At 25.7% G+C, this 18,051-nt stretch carries 22 protein-coding genes and 2 tRNA genes; 22 read left to right on the plus strand and 2 right to left on the minus strand.

What is annotated here, in order from left to right; all coding sequences use genetic code 11:
• The first annotated feature begins 1 nt into the window (after position 1).
• Both HMPREF2782_RS06970 and HMPREF2782_RS06975 read left to right on the plus strand, forming a co-directional pair.
• Positions 2-628 (plus strand): hypothetical protein, encoded by a 627-nt coding sequence (locus HMPREF2782_RS06970; protein ID WP_070641798.1) that lies wholly within the window; start codon positions 2-4, stop codon positions 626-628.
• The gene (locus HMPREF2782_RS06975) at positions 625-1,551 is read left to right on the plus strand and encodes a ribonuclease E/G (RefSeq protein ID WP_070641800.1); all 927 of its coding nucleotides are present in this window, start codon (positions 625-627) and stop codon (positions 1,549-1,551) included. The genes HMPREF2782_RS06970 and HMPREF2782_RS06975 overlap by 4 nt, the downstream gene beginning before the upstream one ends.
• On the opposite strand, the gene HMPREF2782_RS06980 is transcribed toward HMPREF2782_RS06975, so the two are convergent.
• Both HMPREF2782_RS06980 and HMPREF2782_RS06985 read right to left on the minus strand, forming a co-directional pair.
• The gene (locus HMPREF2782_RS06980) at positions 1,548-1,823 is read right to left on the minus strand and encodes a GIY-YIG nuclease family protein (RefSeq protein ID WP_070641805.1); all 276 of its coding nucleotides are present in this window, start codon (positions 1,821-1,823) and stop codon (positions 1,548-1,550) included. The two genes, HMPREF2782_RS06975 and HMPREF2782_RS06980, sit on opposite strands and share 4 nt — an antisense overlap.
• Positions 1,820-2,416: a regulatory protein RecX gene (locus HMPREF2782_RS06985; RefSeq protein ID WP_070641809.1), complete on the minus strand. Its 597-nt coding sequence runs from the start codon at positions 2,414-2,416 to the stop codon at positions 1,820-1,822. Before HMPREF2782_RS06985 ends, HMPREF2782_RS06980 begins: the two co-directional genes overlap by 4 nt.
• A 327-nt stretch (positions 2,417-2,743) precedes the next feature.
• On the opposite strand from HMPREF2782_RS06985, the gene HMPREF2782_RS06990 reads away from it, so the two are divergent.
• The 20 genes from HMPREF2782_RS06990 (at position 2,744) to fmt (ending at position 18,051) form a co-directional block, all read left to right on the plus strand.
• Positions 2,744-2,820, plus strand: a tRNA-His gene (locus tag HMPREF2782_RS06990).
• A 3-nt stretch (positions 2,821-2,823) separates the two neighbouring features.
• A tRNA-Leu gene (locus HMPREF2782_RS06995) sits at positions 2,824-2,909 on the plus strand.
• A gap of 196 nt (positions 2,910-3,105) precedes the next feature.
• Complete coding sequence (gene pyrH, locus HMPREF2782_RS07000; protein WP_070607124.1) at positions 3,106-3,828, plus strand: UMP kinase; 723 nt, start codon at positions 3,106-3,108, stop codon at positions 3,826-3,828.
• Positions 3,818-4,375, plus strand: coding sequence for a ribosome recycling factor (gene frr, locus HMPREF2782_RS07005; RefSeq protein ID WP_004838543.1), 558 nt, complete (start codon positions 3,818-3,820; stop codon positions 4,373-4,375). Before pyrH ends, frr begins: the two co-directional genes overlap by 11 nt.
• Positions 4,376-5,473 carry a type II secretion system F family protein gene (locus HMPREF2782_RS07010; protein WP_070641810.1) on the plus strand — a complete coding sequence of 366 codons (1,098 nt, stop codon included), beginning with the start codon at positions 4,376-4,378 and terminating at the stop codon, positions 5,471-5,473.
• A gap of 10 nt (positions 5,474-5,483) precedes the next feature.
• Positions 5,484-5,867 carry a prepilin-type N-terminal cleavage/methylation domain-containing protein gene (locus tag HMPREF2782_RS07015; protein WP_070641812.1) on the plus strand — a complete coding sequence of 128 codons (384 nt, stop codon included), beginning with the start codon at positions 5,484-5,486 and terminating at the stop codon, positions 5,865-5,867.
• Positions 5,864-6,559, plus strand: coding sequence for a prepilin peptidase (locus HMPREF2782_RS07020; protein WP_070641813.1), 696 nt, complete (start codon positions 5,864-5,866; stop codon positions 6,557-6,559). The genes HMPREF2782_RS07015 and HMPREF2782_RS07020 overlap by 4 nt, the downstream gene beginning before the upstream one ends.
• Positions 6,560-6,566: 7 nt before the next feature.
• Complete coding sequence (locus HMPREF2782_RS07025) at positions 6,567-6,974, plus strand: type II secretion system protein (protein WP_070641815.1); 408 nt, start codon at positions 6,567-6,569, stop codon at positions 6,972-6,974.
• Positions 6,967-7,281, plus strand: a complete 315-nt coding sequence (comGE, locus tag HMPREF2782_RS07030; protein WP_070641817.1) for a competence type IV pilus minor pilin ComGE — start codon at positions 6,967-6,969, stop codon at positions 7,279-7,281. Before HMPREF2782_RS07025 ends, comGE begins: the two co-directional genes overlap by 8 nt.
• The gene (locus HMPREF2782_RS07035) at positions 7,278-7,748 is read left to right on the plus strand and encodes a prepilin-type N-terminal cleavage/methylation domain-containing protein (RefSeq protein ID WP_070641820.1); all 471 of its coding nucleotides are present in this window, start codon (positions 7,278-7,280) and stop codon (positions 7,746-7,748) included. The genes comGE and HMPREF2782_RS07035 overlap by 4 nt, the downstream gene beginning before the upstream one ends.
• A complete protein-coding gene (locus HMPREF2782_RS07040; RefSeq protein ID WP_070641823.1) occupies positions 7,745-8,650 on the plus strand; it encodes a hypothetical protein in 906 nt (301 codons plus the stop codon). The genes HMPREF2782_RS07035 and HMPREF2782_RS07040 overlap by 4 nt, the downstream gene beginning before the upstream one ends.
• Before the next feature lie 11 nt (positions 8,651-8,661).
• Positions 8,662-9,849, plus strand: a complete 1,188-nt coding sequence (locus HMPREF2782_RS07045; RefSeq protein WP_004838551.1) for an acetate/propionate family kinase — start codon at positions 8,662-8,664, stop codon at positions 9,847-9,849.
• Positions 9,850-9,918: 69 nt separating this feature from the next.
• Positions 9,919-10,098, plus strand: a complete 180-nt coding sequence (gene rpmF, locus HMPREF2782_RS07050) for a 50S ribosomal protein L32 (RefSeq protein ID WP_004838552.1) — start codon at positions 9,919-9,921, stop codon at positions 10,096-10,098.
• 48 nt (positions 10,099-10,146) lie between these two features.
• Entirely contained in the window at positions 10,147-11,121 is a 975-nt protein-coding gene (gene plsX, locus HMPREF2782_RS07055; RefSeq protein WP_019117977.1) for a phosphate acyltransferase PlsX, read from the plus strand.
• Positions 11,118-11,342: an acyl carrier protein gene (locus HMPREF2782_RS07060; protein ID WP_070641825.1), complete on the plus strand. Its 225-nt coding sequence runs from the start codon at positions 11,118-11,120 to the stop codon at positions 11,340-11,342. The genes plsX and HMPREF2782_RS07060 overlap by 4 nt, the downstream gene beginning before the upstream one ends.
• Positions 11,342-12,058 (plus strand): ribonuclease III, encoded by a 717-nt coding sequence (gene rnc / locus HMPREF2782_RS07065; RefSeq protein WP_004838555.1) that lies wholly within the window; start codon positions 11,342-11,344, stop codon positions 12,056-12,058. The genes HMPREF2782_RS07060 and rnc overlap by 1 nt, the downstream gene beginning before the upstream one ends.
• Complete coding sequence (locus HMPREF2782_RS07070; RefSeq protein ID WP_070641828.1) at positions 12,051-13,127, plus strand: elongator complex protein 3; 1,077 nt, start codon at positions 12,051-12,053, stop codon at positions 13,125-13,127. The genes rnc and HMPREF2782_RS07070 overlap by 8 nt, the downstream gene beginning before the upstream one ends.
• A complete protein-coding gene (smc, locus tag HMPREF2782_RS07075) occupies positions 13,114-16,644 on the plus strand; it encodes a chromosome segregation protein SMC (RefSeq protein WP_083304903.1) in 3,531 nt (1,176 codons plus the stop codon). The genes HMPREF2782_RS07070 and smc overlap by 14 nt, the downstream gene beginning before the upstream one ends.
• Before the next feature lie 11 nt (positions 16,645-16,655).
• Positions 16,656-17,120, plus strand: a complete 465-nt coding sequence (def, locus tag HMPREF2782_RS07080; RefSeq protein WP_004838558.1) for a peptide deformylase — start codon at positions 16,656-16,658, stop codon at positions 17,118-17,120.
• Positions 17,092-18,051: a methionyl-tRNA formyltransferase gene (gene fmt, locus HMPREF2782_RS07085; protein WP_070641829.1), complete on the plus strand. Its 960-nt coding sequence runs from the start codon at positions 17,092-17,094 to the stop codon at positions 18,049-18,051. The genes def and fmt overlap by 29 nt, the downstream gene beginning before the upstream one ends.

Below are 18,051 nucleotides of genomic sequence, written 5' to 3' on the forward strand. Positions count from 1 at the left end.
AATGGATATATATTTAATAAATTCAAAAAATCAAAATGAATTAAAATTTATAAAAGATTTTTCAAAAATTTTGTCTAAGGATAAGTCTGTTTTGATTCTCTCATTTGAAAGGAACAAGGATTGTAATATTGAAGATTTATTTGATATGGGAGGGATGATCACATACGATATATGTGATTATTTCCTTGACCTTGTAGGTCTTGAAAAAATTATTAGAAAAACTTATGGAAATATAGATTTTGCCATAGCTCCTTTAATAAATTCAAAATATAAAATAAAAAAAGAAGATATATCAAATCTTTTAGAAAAAATAAATTATTATGATGTCCTTATTGTAAAAGGTTTAGATAAAGATTTAATAGATGATAAAAAGATAATTCAAATTATTGATGAAAGTGAAATTAATGAAGACTTTGATTCTGACTATTTTTTTATTGAAACTTATGACAAATATTTTGATATTAGGGAATATAGAGATGAAATTTTTGCTAAATCTTCAAAATTTTTAGGTTTAAAATCAAAAGATACATCTTATGAAAATATTATTTCAAATCTTTTGGATGATAAAAATGAAAATATCGAAAAAATTGGATTTTTTGAAAAACTAAAGAAGAAATTAGCGAAATGAAATCATATATTTTTGTAGATTATAGAGAAAAAGCCTTTGGTAAAATTGTCGATAACAAGCTTATTGAATTAAAATTTTATTCTCCTTACTTGTTCAATATTTATAGGGCAAAAGTAGTAAATAAAATTGATTCTATTAATGCTTATTTTTTGTTGTATGATGATGGCAAAAAGGCTTTTTTAAAATCAAATAAAAAATTTAAAATTGGAGATAGTGTAATTTGCCAAATTATTAAAGAAGAATTTGACGATAAATTAGCAACTATGAGCGCAAATTTTAGAATCGAAAATGAAGATTATTATTTGTATAGGTTCAAAAATAAGGGATTTCCAAAATTGAAAAAAGGTAGAAAGAAAAATTTTGAAAATTATAATAAATTACTTGAACTTAAAGAAAAATTAATAAATGAAGAAAATTTCACGCCATCGCCAAAACTCTTGAAAACTTACAATGAATTTGACTTATATTGTGAAAAAAATAAAGATTTGGAACTTGTTGAGCTTGATATAAAAAATAATAAAATAATTTCAGATTCAATAAAAAACATTAAGGAAAAAAAGATTTACAAAGGCGATTTATCAATAATAATCAATGATCTTGAAACGCTTTGCTTTATTGATGTGAATTCATCAAAGAAAAAATCAACTATGGATAAAGATGATTTTTATTATAAAGTTAATGATGACTTAATAGATTTTATTTTTTACAATTTAAATCTTAGAAATATTGGCGGAATGGTAGTTATAGATTTTTTAAAATCTAGTAAAAATGATCAATTGATTGATAAAATAAACGAAAATATAAAAAAATATTTTGACACTTACGAAATATATGGCTTTACAAATATGGGACTATTTGAATTGTCAATAAAAAGAAGAGGAGAAAGCCTCTATAAAAAATTAAAAGAAAAAGAGCTTATCTAATCGATAAGCTCTAATTTTTTTCTATCAAAATTATTTACAATATTTTCTTTGAATTTTTTGTTTAATCTTTTTATTCTATATTCAATTTTCATAGCCTTACTTTTGTCAGAAACTTCTTTATAAAAAACCAACTTGCAAGGTCTTTTTGCTCTTGTATATTTTGCGCCAATTCCCTTGTTGTGTTTTTCCAATCTATTTTGTAAATTATTTGTCCAACCAGTGTAAAGACTTCCATCGGAACATCTTAAAATATAAACAAAAGCATTTTTCATTTAAACAAATCACCCAACACATCACTTATAATATCATAAGAAAATCCCCTAAAAGCAAGAAATCTATATACCTTATTTTTATCATTTACACTTTCTTTTTTATTAAGACCTGCATCATAAGCTTTTTCATACTCTTCATCATAGGAAATTTCATCCAAATAAGTATCAATTAAACTATCATCAATAAATTTTGCCTTTAATTTATATCTAATTTTACCCTTGGACCAATTATTTATCCTAGATTTATCATTTATATAAGATTTCACATAAGCTTTATCATCAATTAAATTATATTCAGTCAAAAAATCAATAACCCTAGAAATCGAATCAATATTGAATTTTTTCTCCTTCAATTTTTTTTTCAAATCGAAAGAAGTCTTTGCCCCGTAAGATAATTGTTTCAAAGCTTCATTTTTACATCTATTAAAGTCATTTTCCCTTAAAATTTCCTTATACAAATCAAAATCTATAACCGCTCCAACAGATAAAGCTAAATCATTAAAAAAATCATAAGAAATATAAAAAAATTCATTTGAAATAGTAATTTTTACTAAATTATATTTATCAGAATATTCAATATTTTCAACAATCATAATGATTCAACAGCATTCATAATAATAGGAATAACCATAGACAAAACAATTACAACAGCAAAAATTTTTAAAATCATTTTGCTATTAGATTTTTTCTTCATAAAATCACCTCTAAATCTATCTTTCTTAAAAGTATTTTACTATAAGAGATATTTTTTGTAAAACATAAAAATAAAAATAAATTTGCATTAATTTTTTATTAGTGGTATTATATATAAGTCGAAAGAGAAAGGCCCTTGGAAATTGTAAAAATATTTTGGATATTATACAGTTTACTTGACAAGTGATTCGATTGGATGTATACTTACATAGTAAGTTATTTATTCGGTGGGTATGGTCCAGTTGGTTAAGACACCTGGTTGTGGCCCAGGAGATCGAGAGTTCGAATCTCTCTACTCACCCCATACGCGGGATTGGCGGAATTGGCAGACGCGCTAGACTTAGGATCTAGTGAGATTTTCTCGTGAAGGTTCAACTCCTTTATCCCGCACCATTTGAAACGTTGTTTATGCAACGTTTATTTTTTTGCTTATTTTTAAAAATTTTAAATTTCTTTTAGGTAATTGGTGGATAATATTTTTAAATTTGGGTATGAATATTCATAGTAAACTATTTAATAAATTTTTATTAGCTATAACTTTATCAATATAAAAAAATAGTATATAATTTTACTAATAGGAGGAAAAGTTTTGCGAGATATAAAAAGAGTAGTTTTAAAATTAAGTGGAGAAGCACTAGCAAAAGATAAGGGATTTGGTTTTGATGATGATACCATTGATCTTATTTGCGAAAATATAAAAAAAGCTAGAGATAAGGGACTTGAAATTGCCATAGTTGTTGGTGGTGGAAATTTCTGGAGAGGTAGAAGTGGTCAACATATTGAACGTGCAACAAGTGATACGATTGGTATGCTTGGAACTGTTATGAATGGTCTTAGAGTTCAAGATACTCTTGAAAAAATGGGACTTGAAACAAGACTTATGACTGCAATTAATATGCAAGAAGTTGCTGAGCCTTACATAAGAAGAAGGGCTGTAAGACATCTTGAAAAGGGAAGAATTGTAATTTTTGCAGCAGGCACTGGTCTACCATATTTCTCAACTGACACAACAGCATCTCTTAGGGCTTTGGAAATTAATGCTGATATGATTTTATTAGGCAAAAAAGGAACTGATGGAATTTATGACAAAGATCCTAATAAATTTGATGATGCAGTTAAGTATGAAAAATTAACCTATAGTGAAATTTTACAAAAAAGATTAAAGATTATGGATTCTACAGCAACAAGTTTGTGTATGGATAATGATATGCCAATCCTTGCTTTTGGAATTGATAATCCAGAAAATTTAGTTAAAATAGTTGAAGGAAAAGAAATTGGTACAATTGTAAAGGAGAATTTTGATGTACGATAAGATTATTAAAGATACCGAAGCTTCGATGAAAAAAGCTTGTGAATCATTCGAAATTAGAATATCAAAAATTAGAGCAGGTAGGGCTAATGATTCTATATTGGATGGAATTACATTTTCATATTATGGAACTCAAACACCAATTAACCAAGCTGCAACCATATCTACACCAGAGCCAAGACTTTTAGTTATTAAACCTTGGGATAAATCTAATATTAAAGAAATTGAAAAGGCTATTAATAAATCTGATTTAGGAATAAATCCACAAAATGATGGAGAAGTAATTAGACTTCCATTCCCAGCTTTGACTGAAGAAAGAAGAAAAGAACTTACAAAACAAGTTTCTGAATATTCTGAAGATAGCAAAATTCAAATTAGAAATATAAGAAGAGATTCAATGGATATAGCAAAAAAAGCTGAAAAATCTGCAGACTTAACAGAAGATGATTTATTTTCAATAGAAGAAGATATACAAAAAATTACAAAAAAATATATCGATAAAGTTGAAAAAACTGTTGAAAGCAAAAATAAAGAATTACTTGAAGTTTAATTGAATAAAATAAAATTTGATAAGCTGAAGGCTTTTTTAAACAAGGATATAGGAAAAGCTAGGATAAATTCCAATATTTTATCCTTATTTTTAAAGCAATTAAGTTTACTTATTGACTCATCGGTATCCTTATACGATAGTTTAATGATAATAATTGACCAAAGACTTGACAAGAAATTGAACAAGGCTTTGGTCAATGTATCATTAGCCCTAAAAAAGGGAGACGAAGCTTATGTGGCTTTTAAAAAAGAAGAAAAAGCCTTTGGACCTGTTGTTACAGCTTTTGTGAAAAGTGGAGATGCAAGTGGAAATCTTTCAAAGATTCTTGATGAGTTATCTACATATATGACCGAAGAAAGTAAAAACAAAAATCAAATAAGTGAAGCTTTGATTTATCCTATAATTTTATTAATTGTTACTATAGGAGTTGTTATAACGATTTTAACAAAAGTTATGCCTACTTTTATAGAAGTTTTTGAAGAAAATGAAATAAGCTTACCAATAGCTACAAAAATTCTTTTAAATATTTCAGATTTTTTTAATAAAAATGGCTTTTTTATTTTATTAATAATTTTTATTTTTGTTTTTACAATAATTTTACTAAGACGTAAAGATAAATACAGAAACAAAATTGATGAAAGCTTTTTTAAAAGTATATTTTTTAAAAAATTTAGACTTTTAAATATAGAATACCAAATTTCTTCGCTTTTATATATCCTAAAAAAGGGCGATGTAGATATTATAGAAAGCATTGATATAATAAAAAATTCTTTCAAAAATCAATATTTAAAACAAATTCTAACAAATGTAGAGGAGAGCTTAAAACTAGGAAATAATTTATCAAGCTCTTTAGATAAGGAAAATGTTTTTACTAAATTATTTATAGCTATGATAAAGGTGGGCGAAGACAGTGGAGATATGACAAAATCTCTCAAAAAAGCCTCTAATTATTATGCTAATGAATATATTTATAAACTAAAAAGAATATCAAGATTAGCTGAACCTTTTTTGATACTTTTTATGGCTTTAGTAGTTGGATTTGTAGTTTTTTCTATTGCCATACCAATGTTTGATTCGGTTAATGCCATTAATTTTTAAGGAGAAGTTAATGTTTAATAATATAAAAAATAAAAAAAGAGGATTTACTCTTATTGAATTAATTATTGTAATTGCAATTATAGCCATACTTGCAGCAATAGCTATACCAAAATATCAAAAATCAAAAAAACAAGCGGCAATAACTGCTCATAATGCGAATGTGTCAATGTTAAAAACTGCAGCTAGCGTAAAATTAAATGAATTAAATGCAAATGATAACGAAGTAACTTGGACAAAAGAAAGTGGAGATGCACTTCAATATGTAGAAAAATGGCCTGAGATTCCAAAAGGAATTGGACTAGATGTGAGTGAATATAAGGTGACAATTAATCCTAAAAATTCAACAATTACAATTGTGCCAGATACACTTGATCTAAAAGAGAAAAATAAATGATTAATATAATTTATTTTTTCTTGGGAGCAATATTCGGTTCATTTGCACATTTATTGTGTGATAGAACTCTTAGAGGAGAAAATATTGCCTATCCACCAAGTCATTGTTCATTTTGTAACAATAAAATATTAAAAAGAGATCTTATACCTATTTTTTCTTACATAAATTTAAAAGCAAGGTGTAGATTTTGCCAAAAAAAGATCCCATTTTCATATATTCTTTATGAAATAATAGGGGGTCTTTTATTTATATTTGCTATGAAAGAAAAAACTTTTATGGAAGGAAGTTTGATTTTTTTATCTCTAATTTTTTCTTTTGTAATAGCTATGATTGATTTAAAAAGCATGGAAATATATATGGGATATGTTTATATTTTAGCCTTTATTGGATTAATATATAGAATTTTTTATTTAGGATTTGATTTTGAATTTTTTAAAATTTTTTTAATTTTTACTTTCCTATATTTTTTAATCTATTTCATATCTAAGAAAAATATAGGAGATGGAGATTATTTTTTCTATTTAGCCTTATTTTTATTTTTAAAAAATGAAAGAATTTTATATTTAATTTTAGGCTCTATTTGGATTGGAGCGATTTTTGCAATTATAATAGCTATCAAGAAAAAATCAATGAAAATAATGATTCCATTTTGTATTTATATATTTATTGCTTATATTATAAGTCTTTTGTGAGGTGTTTATGAAAAAAAGAGCCTTTACCTTAATTGAATTAATAGTTACACTTGCTATAATTTCTTTGATTTCAAGTGTGATTTTAATAAAATCGGGTTTGATACCAAAACTTCAAGAAAGAAAAGAAATTGAAAACTTGCAAGCTGATATAAATTATTGCAGAGAAAAATCTCTAGTTACAGGTTATAAATATAAAATAAATATAGATAGTAATAATTACGCAATAAAAAGAGCTGATGATAATGAAATGGTAAAAGAAGTTTATTTTAAATATATAAAAGCAAACAAAAAAAATACTTTTGTATTTAGACCAACAGGAAGTGTAGAGGGAGCAAGTACGATTTATTTTTCTTCTTCTAACAAAAAATATTCTATTATAGTATCGCCGATTGCTGGAAGGATAAGATATGAATAAAAATAAAAAAGGATTTACCTTGATTGAAATAATTATTGCTCTAGCTCTTATAAGCATAATAAGCATATACCTACTTCCATCACTTTTTTCAATTTATGAAAATTCCAGAAAAATAAAAGACGATTCTAAAATTTTATTTACAATGCAGAAAGTTTTAGAAAAATCAAAAAATAGAGATGAAGGAGAATATGAAGACTTAGAAAATGGCTTTAAAATTAATACAAGTATTGAATCATATAAGGGAAATTTGAAATATATAGAAGTAAGATGTGATAAATATAATTTGGAAGTGGTGGTAAAAAAATGAGAAAAAAAGGCTTTACCCTCTTAGAATTAATTTGTGCCATAGCCATTGGATCAATCCTTATAGTTTTAATAAATAATATTGTAAAGACAAATCTTTCAATTAGTCAAAAAACCTATGAGGATGAAATTGACTATAAAAATTCAACAAATTGTATTTTGTATATAGAAAATGTTATAAGAAAATCAGATAAAATAATTGACTTTAAAAATGAAAACAATTTCAAATTATTAATTAGTGAAGGTAAAAATAAGTCTACATATAGATTTGAACAAAATGGAAAAAAATTATACGTCTATATCAATAATTTAAAGTCAAATAGTCAAAGAGAAATAAAAATTCCTATAGGATATTGTAGTGATTCGAAAATATCTTATGACAAAAATGATGATTCATTTTCAATAGATATTGATTTTTATGAAAAAGAAGGAAATTCAAATTACAAAACTTATTTAAGGAGGCTTGAATGAAAAAAAGAGGGTTTTTATCCATTTATGTTTTGATAATTTTACTTCTTTTATCAATAAGCCTAACCTTTATATACGAGCAGGCGATAAATAACAATGATTCAAATAAGGACTTGTACGATAGGAAAAAAGCAATATACGAATTAGAATTACTTTATTCCATAATTGTAGATGATAAAAAAACTTTGTTGGAAGATGTTGAGATAGTAAATGAAAATAATGACAATTTGTGGCATCCATTTTATTTTTATTATTTTTATGAAAAAGAAGAAGTAAAAATTCAAAAACAAAATGAAAAAGAATTTGTATTAAGAAGTGTAAAAAAAATTGGAAATTCAAAGGCTATATTAGAAATGGTTTTGGATTTAAGAAATAAGTATGCGCTAAGAGAAAATAAAAAAATAATACTTGATGAAAATTTCGACGAATTTTATAAAAATTTAAAATTCAAACAAAATAAATTTGAAGAATTTGAAAATTTAAAATTAGAAAATGATTTAGAAAATCGATTTTTTAAAATTAATAGTCAACTAGTTGTAAAAGAAGAAGAAATATCAAATGAAATTTCAAGTAATGAAAATTTAGAGAAAAATCAGAGTAATTTATCAAATGAAGAAAAAAATTTTTCCAATAAAATTAAGACACCAAGACGAATTAGTGGTATAGTAATTATTGGTAAAGATTTGATTTTGGAAAATGATTTAGTTTTGGATGGTTTGCTTATAATAAAAGGCGGCATTATTTCAAAAAATAATAGCAAACTTATTATTTATGGGCAATTAATATCGAAAAATGATTACACTAATATAGTTGATTTTTCATACAATAAAGAAAAATCACTAGATTATCTTGACGATATAGAAAATCCAAAATTTATTGAAATTAAATCAAAAAAAGTATTTTAATGGAGGAATAAATGAAAATATTAGTTATCAATTGTGGATCTTCATCTTTAAAATATCAATTATTTGATATGGACAATGAAGAAGTTTTAGTAAAAGGTCTTGTAGAAAGAATTGGAATAGATGGATCAAGACTTAAACAAGAAAAAGGCGACGACGAATATATAATTGAAGAAGATATGAAAGACCATACTGAAGCAGTTAAACACGTATTTGATGCTATAACTGATAAAGAAAATGGTGTGATTTCAGATTTATCTGAAATTGATGCAGTTGGCCATAGATTTGTTCATGGTGGAGAAAAAATTACAAAATCTGTTGTAATTGATGACGAAGTTAAAGAAGCTGTAAAAGAATATTCAAAATTTGCACCATTACACAATCCAGCAAATATGATGGGACTTGAAGCTTGTGAAAAACTTCTACCAAATGTAAAAAATGTTGCAGTATTTGATACAGCCTTCCACCAATCAATGCCAGAAGAAAATTTCCTTTATGGAATTGATTATAAATACTACGAAGACCAAGCTGTTAGAAAATATGGTTTCCATGGAACAAGCCATGATTTCATCACACAAAAAACAGCAAAAGTTTTAGAAAAAGATCAAAAAGATTTAAATATGATTTCATGCCATTTAGGAAATGGATCTTCAATATGTGCAGTTAAAGAAGGAAAATCATTTGATACAACAATGGGACTTACACCACTTGAAGGACTTGTAATGGGAACAAGAAGTGGAGATTTAGATCCAACAGTTGTAACATTTTTGATGAATGAATATGGATATGATACAAAAAAAATGGACAATGTCCTAAATAAAGAATCAGGAGTTCTTGGAGTTTCTGGAGTATCATCAGACTTTAGAGATCTTGAAAATGCTGCAAATGATGGAAATAAAAGAGCAGATATTGCTTTAAAAATGTTTGCTAATAGAGCAAAAAGATATGTAGCAGGATACATGGCAGAAATCGGAAAAACTGATGCAATTGTATTTACTGGTGGAATCGGAGAAAATTCTGCAACAATGAGAGCTGACATAATGAAAGGCTTTGAACAATTTGGAATCAAAATTGATCCAGAAAAAAATAATGTTCGTGGCGGTTGTCATTTAATCTCAACTGACGATTCAAAAGTAAAAGTTTTTGTAATAGCAACAAACGAAGAATTAATGATTGCAAGAGACACTAAAAAACTAGTATAGCTTGACAATTTTAACATTTACTTATATAATGTTTAAGATTGCTAAAACTCATAACTAGGAGGTGTTAGAATGGCAGTACCTAAGAGAAGAACATCAAAAACAAGAAAAAATAAAAGAAGAGCTTCAGCTTACAGATTAAATAAATCAACTTATGTAGAGTGTCCAAATTGTCATGAACCAATGTTACCACATAGAGTTTGTCCAAGCTGTGGTTATCATAAAGGCAAAGAAGTTCTTGAGTTAAATTAAGATAGTGGTAACACTATCTTTTTTTAATATCAAAAATAAGGGGAAATTATGAAGATAATTATAGATACTTATGGAGTAGATGATGGAATAAAAATTCCAATAGAAGGTGCAATTAGCGCTTTAAAAGAAAAAGATTTTGTGCCAGTTTTTTCAGGAGATAAAGAAAAAATAGAAAAAATTATTGATGGAAGAATAAAATCCTACGAAATAATAGATGCTAAAGACAAAATTGAAAATAATGAAGATCCAGTAAAGGCCATTAGAAGAAAAAAAGATTCTACAATGGTTAAAGCTTTCGAAAAATTAAATGAAGATGGTTACGATGGATTAGTTTCTGCGGGCTCAACAGGAGCAATTCTTGCAAGCGGATTATTTATTTCTGGAAGAATTAAAGGAATAAAAAGAGCTTGCATTGCAACAAGCCTACCAACTTATGAAAATACAACTTTATTATTGGATACTGGGGCAAATATGGATTGCAAAGCAGAATTTTTAAAAGAATTTGCAATAATGGGAAGTGTTTTTGCAAAAAATGTACTTCATATAGAAAATCCTACAGTTTCACTTTTAAATGTTGGAATTGAAGAACACAAGGGCAACAAATTAGCAAAAGAAACTTATAAATTATTGGAAGAATCTTCAATAAATTTTAAAGGAAATATTGAAGCAAGAGATTTGTTTACTGGCAAGACTAATATAGTAATAGCTGATGGATTTGACGGAAATATTGCTATAAAAACTGCAGAAGGTGTAATTAGTCTTTTTAGTAAGGAAATTAAAGATGCAATTTACAAATCATTTTCAACAAAAATTGGGGGAGCCTTGATAAAAAATTCTTTAAAAGAAAATTTATCAAAATATAACTCAGATTCTATAGGAGGAGCTCCACTTTTGGGAGTAAACCAATATGTTTATAAGGCTCACGGCAATTCTAATGAAAAAGCATTTAGCTCAGCGATTTTAGGCCTAATCGATTATGTAAATACAAATACAATAGAAAAAATAAAAGGAGAATTAGAATGATAAGAGAAGAATTAATTGAATTAGTAAAAGAAAATTTAGATATTAATGAAGATGAAATTGATTTTGAAAAAGAAATCACAGAATATGACATAGATTCAATCGATATGCTTGATTTTATTATGGCAATTGAAGATAAGTATGACATAGAATTTTCTGATGACGAATTAGATGAAATCGAAAAATTTTCAGATGTAATATCTTTAATAGAAAGCAAAAATTAATGAAATTAAGTAAAGAAAGATTAGAAGAAATTGAAAAACTTGAAGAGAGTATAGGCTACACTTTTAAAAATAAAAATCTTATTGATGTAGCCCTTACTCACTCTTCTTATATTAATGAGAGCAAGGATGAAAATAAATCATCAAACGAAAGATTGGAATTTTTGGGAGATAGCATTCTTGATTTAATTGTAAGCGAAGAACTTTACAAAAATCACAAAACATATCCAGAAGGAAAATTAACAAAAATAAGATCAAGGATAGTTTGTACTTCATCTTTTTCAAAAGCAAGCGAAAAATTTAATTTATCTTCATATTTGTTGTTTGGAAAAGGAGAAGAAAGTCATAATGGTAGAGAAAAAAAATCTGTAAAAGCAGATACTTTTGAGGCTTTTTGTGCTGCAATTTATCTTGATGCAGGGTATGATTTTCTAAAAGATTTTTTAATGAAAAATTATTATGAAATTGTAAAAGAACTACTAGAAAATGACTTGCTTTTTATTGATTACAAAACAAAATTACAAGAATATTTTAACAAGACAAACAGAATAATTTTAAAATATAAACTTGTAAAAGAAGAAGGTCCAGAGCATAATAAAACATTTTATATGGAAGTTTCAGCCAAAAATAAAAAACTTAGCACTGGCAAGGGAAAAAATAAAAAAGAAGCAGAACAAATGGCAGCAAGAATCGCTTATAAGAAGTTGACAAATGAGTAAAAAAGAATATATAATACCAATTTTTATACCATTTTTGGGTTGTCCCCACGATTGTGCTTTTTGCAATCAAGTCAAAATTACAAATTATAAGGACAATATAAATAAAGAAAATACTATAAGGCAAATTAATCAATACTTATCATATTTTCCAAAAAATGAAAATCTTAAAGAAATTGCATTTTTTGGTGGCTCATTTACAGGTCTTGATGAAAAAGTAATGATTTCTTATCTTGAAATTGCACTTAATTATAAAAAGAAGGGAATTATTGATAGAATCAGATTATCCACAAGACCTGATTATATAAATAATTCTATTCTTGATATATTAAAAAAATATGAGGTTGATGTAATTGAACTTGGAATACAATCGCTTGATAATGAAATATTAAATGCAAATGAGAGAGGTCATAGTAAAGAAGATTCAATTATGGCAAGCAAATTAATAAAGGATTATGGTTTTAAATTAGGTCATCAAATCATGCCTGGTCTTTATAAGGATTCTTTTGATAAAGCTATCAAAACAGGATTAGAGTCTATAAAAATGAATCCTGATATGGTAAGAATATATCCAACTTTGGTTATAAAAGATACAAAACTTGAAAAATTATATAAGGAAGTTTTATATAAGCCTCTTAGCTTGGATGAAGCTATTGAAATATCTAGTAGGCTTTATATGATTTATTCATACAAAAAAATTCCAGTAATAAGAATAGGACTACAGCCAACAGAAAATATAAATGAAAAAAAAGATGTTGTTGCAGGGCCTTTTCATCCTTCAATTAGACAATTGGTTGAAACAAATATTCACAAAATTTATTTGGAAGAATTAATAAATAAGTATGGGCTAAAAAATAAGATAAAAATTCATATATCAAATAGAGAAATTTCAATAATAGCTGGAAATAAAAAAGCAAACAAAAATTATTTTTACAAAAAATATGGCTTGGTTATAAACTTTGAAAATGACGAAAATAATTTTATAGAGTATGAGTATAAAAAAATATCCTATGATATTGAAAATTTTATGAGAGAATTTGTAGAAAAAACTTACGGTGGTGATTTATATTAGATTAGAAAGTGTTGAACTTAAAGGATTTAAGTCCTTTGCTAATAGGACAAAAATAAAATTTGATAATCAAATAACTGCTGTAGTTGGTCCAAATGGTTCTGGGAAATCAAATATAGCAGATGCCATAAAATGGGTTTTAGGTGAACAATCAGTAAAATCTTTGAGAGGTAAGAAGATGGATGATGTAATCTTTCAAGGAGCTGATGACAAAAAACCTATGAATATGGCGGAAGTAAATCTTTCATTTAATAATAAAGATAGGGCCTTGTCTAGTGACTATGATCTTGTAAAAATTTCTAGAAGAATTTTTAGAAATGGCGACAATGAATATAGGTTAAATGGAAAAAGAGTAAGACTTAAAGATATAAAAGAATTATTTTTGGATACAGGTATTGGGAAAGAAGGATATTCTGTAATAGGTCAAGGAAGAATTGATGAAATTTTAAATTCATCAAATCAAGAAAGAAGAAATATTTTTGAAGAAGCAAGTGGAATTGCAACTCACAAATATAGAAGAGAAGAATCTCTAAAAAAATTATCTAAGGTTGATGAAGATCTTGAGATAATTCAAAGAGAATGGGACTACAAAAATAAGGATAAAAATAAGCTTGAAATTGAAGCGAAAAATTTTGAAAAATATACTGAAATTGAAAGTTTACTTAATGAAAAAGCTTATTTATTTTATGCAAATAAATCAAAGTCTTTAAACGAAAAAAATAAAGATTTAATTGAACAAATTAAAATTTTAAAAAATAATCAAGAAGAAAAAACTAGAGAATTTGATAAAATAAATGAATCATTATTGCCGATAGCAGAAAATATCAGAGATTTAGAAAATAAATATAAAAATCTTAACCAAAGTATTTTAGATAATGAAAAAAATATTGATAAGTACACTAATAAGATAAATCTTGATAGGCAAAAATTGTCTTATAATAAAAAAGATTTAGAAAGAAATAACAGTGATTTTAAATCTTATGATGAGAAATTTAAAAATTATGAGCTTTCACTAAAAAATCAAAAAGATAAGCTTGAAAATACGAAAAATGTAATAAGGAATTTAGAAGAAAAAAATAAAAAATTATCAGAGAAAAAAGATGAAAGTATTGCTTTATTATCTTCAATACAAAAAGAAATTGAAAGATTAAAAAAAGAAGGCGAAGATTTAAATAAATTAATATATGACTATGATATAGATCAAAAAACAAGAATAATTCTTGAAAAACAAAGATTTGAAAATAACAAGATAATCAATGAAAAAATTCAAGAATTAAATACTGATTTGTTAAAGCTTAGCAAAGATTTAAATGAATTGGAAAAAGAAAAAGAAAATCTTTCAAAAGATATTGAAGAAAAAAATACAAATCTTGAAAAGATAAAAGAAAAAATCATAAATGAAATAAATAAAAAAGATGATTTAGAAAAGGCAATCAACCAAAACAAACTTTCTTGCAAAGAAGAAATATCAAATTATAAGATACAAAAGTCTTTGATGGAAAGAAATGAAGGGTATTTTTATTCTGTTTCAGATTTTTTGAAAAAAACCAAAAATACAGAGATTGAAAAATTATATATAAATACCCTAGCAAATCTTATAACTGTAAAATCAGGATATGAAGAAATAATTGAAAATCTTATAGGTCAAGGGCTTCAAAATATTGTAACATGGTCAAAAAAAGATACTAGGGAGATAATTAATTTTGTAAATAAAAATAAGCTTGGCAGAATTACATTTTTACCTTTGGATTCAATAAAACAAAATAAAAAAGCTAGAGTTGAAGAAAAAGAAGTTATAGCTATGGCTTATGATTTGGTTAGTTATGATTCAAAACTTGAAAATATTATTAATCATTTTCTTTCTAATACAATTGTAGTAAAAAATATAGACGATGCCGTAAGCTTATCAAACAAAATTAAGGGATATAGGATAATTTCTTTAAATCTTGATTTAATTAATACTTGGGGTTCAATGGTTGCCGGAGTTAATAAGGCTAGAAAATCAAATATTAATATCCTAAATAGAAATAAAAAAATAAATGAAATAAAGTCTAGGATAAATAAATTAAGAAATGAAAGAAATGACTTATTAGAAAATTATAATTCTTTAAATATAGAATTAGAAGAAAATCAAAGATTAAGGCAAAAAAAAGAAGATGAATTAGTAAAAGCTAATGAAAATTTAATAGATATAAGGTCTATTTTTGACAAAAAAAATTATCAAAAGCAAAGTCTAATTCAAAGAATTGACGAGTTAAAAGAATCTTTGAATGAATCAAAAGAAGAAGAAAATTTCAAAGATATAGAAAAAATCAAATTAAAACTTTCAAATGTAAAAAAGGAAGATGAGATTTTAAAGGAAAAATTTATTGAAAATAGCAAACTAATAAATGATTTATCCAACGAAATATTTAAAAACAAAAATAGTATTGAAATAAATACAAGAGATTTAAATATTTTAGAAAATAGGATAAGTGAAGATGAAAATAGTCTTTTGAATTTGAAACAAAATATAGAATTCAATCAAAAAATGAAAAAATCCTTAGAAGAAAGTTTGATAAATTTAGAAAAAGAAATAAGTGCTTGTGAAAATAAAGTTGTAGATACAAAAGAAAAAGTAAAAGAAGACGAGAAAAATAAAATAAAGATTTCTATGGAAATTGATGAGAAGAAAAACTCTAATCATAAGTTATTATCTCTATCTAAAAATATAGAAAATGAATTAAATGAATATTCTATGAAAATAGTAAAGTTTAATTACAAACTTGAAGCTATAAGCAAGGATTTGAAAAATTTAGAAGATGAAATTAGACCATTTATTTCAAAATCGCTAGTAGATTTAAAAGAAAATAATTACGAAAATTCTTCAAAGCAAATTAAAAAGGAAGAATTATTTAATCTTCAAAAAAAATTGACGCAAGTCGGATTTTTCGATGAAAATTCCAAAGAAGATTTTGAAAAAGCCTACAAAGAATTTGAATTTTTAGATAAGCAAAAAATCGACCTTGAAAAGTCCAAAAAAGATATTGAAAAAATGATAAAAAAACTTGAAGAAGATATGAAAGATGAATTTATCAAAAATTTCAATATAATTGATGAAAAATTCCAAAGGATATTTAAGGAATTGTTTATGGGAGGAAAGTCAAAGCTAAGCCTTGATTCAAATGATTTATTAGATGCGGGAATTGATATATCCGCTTGCCCTCCAGGTAAAAGTACAAAAAATATAAGCTTATTATCTGGTGGAGAAAAATCACTAACGGCTGTAGCTTTATTATTTGCAATATTTGAAACAAATCCTGCTCCATTTTCTTTATTAGATGAGATTGATGCGGCTATGGACGAATCAAATATAAAAAGATATATAGATTATTTAAAATCCTTATCTGACAAAACTCAATTTATAATGATAACTCACAGACAAACTACCATGCAATTGGCAGAAAAAATTCATGGAGTCACAATTGGCGATGGTGGAATTTCAAAAATTTATTCAATAGATTTTGATGATGAAAAATAGAAGGAGAAAAAATGGCAATTAGAAATATAAGACAAGTTGGAGATCCTATTTTAAGAAAAACTTCAAAAGAAGTAAAAGAAGTTAACGATAGAATTAAAATTTTATTAGATGATATGGCAGAAACAATGTATAAGGCTGATGGAGTTGGACTTGCAGCACCACAAGTAGGACTTTTAAAAAGAGTTATAGTTGTGGATGTTAGAGATGAAGACGGTTTGATTAAACTTGTAAATCCAGAAATTATTGAAAAAGATGGAGAACAAGTTGGAGTTGAAGGATGTCTTTCGGTTCCAAATTTCAATGCAAATGTAAAAAGACCTGCCCATGTTGTTGTAAAATATTTAGACGAAAATGGAGATGAGAAAAAAATAGAAGCTGAAGGCCTAAAAGCTGTAGCTCTTTGCCATGAAATTGATCATTTAAATGGGATTTTATTTATAGATAATTATGAAGAGGAAGTTAAATTTGACGAATAAAATAAATATATGTTTTATGGGAAGTCCAAAGTTTTCACTAGAAACTTTGGATATTCTTAATAAAAACGAAAATATAAACCTAAGTTTAGTTGTAAGTGGAAAAGATAAAAAAAGAAATAGAAATAAATTTAAGCCAACAGTAGTTAAGCAATATGCTTTGGATAATAATATTGAAGTTGTTACTCCAGATAGTGTAAACACAGATGAATTTATAAATTTATTAAAAGAAAAAAATATTGATTATATAGTAGTAGTTGCTTTTGGTCAGTTGATAAAAGAAAAATTATTAGAAGAATATAAAAATAAAATAATCAACTTGCATCCATCATCTTTACCAAAATACAGAGGCTCTAGTCCAGTACAATTTAGCCTATTAAATGGTGACAAAAAAACTCATGCATCAGCCATGCTTATAGAAAAAGGAATGGATTCTGGAGATATTTTAAATCAAAAAGAAGTTGAAATAAAGGCTGAAGATGATTTTACATCTTTAAGTGAAAAACTATCAAAAATTGGAAGTGAAGTTATACTTGAGTCTGTATTAAATTATGATGAGTTTATGAAAAACAGAACAAAGCAAGATAATGACAAGGCAACTTTTACAAAAAAAATTACAAAAGAAATGGGAAAGATTGATTTTAATCAATCAAAAGAAGAAATAATAAATAAAATTAGAGCTTTTGTAGAATTTCCAAAAGCATATTTTTCATATAAAAATGAAAATGTAAAAATTTTAAAAGCAAGCTCAGTTGAAATTGAAAATCCAAAAATATCTTTTGTATATAAGGCTAACAAAAATGACAAAATTATTATTGGCTGTAAAAATGGCGGGATAAGAATTGAAAAAATTCAATTTCCAGGCAAAAAAGCTATGGATACAAAATCTTTTTTACTTGGAAATGATTTTGAAGAAGGAATTTATTTAGGATAA

The organism is Anaerococcus sp. HMSC068A02 (genome assembly GCF_001811125.1).
Lineage (GTDB): Bacteria > Bacillota > Clostridia > Tissierellales > Peptoniphilaceae > Anaerococcus > Anaerococcus vaginalis_C.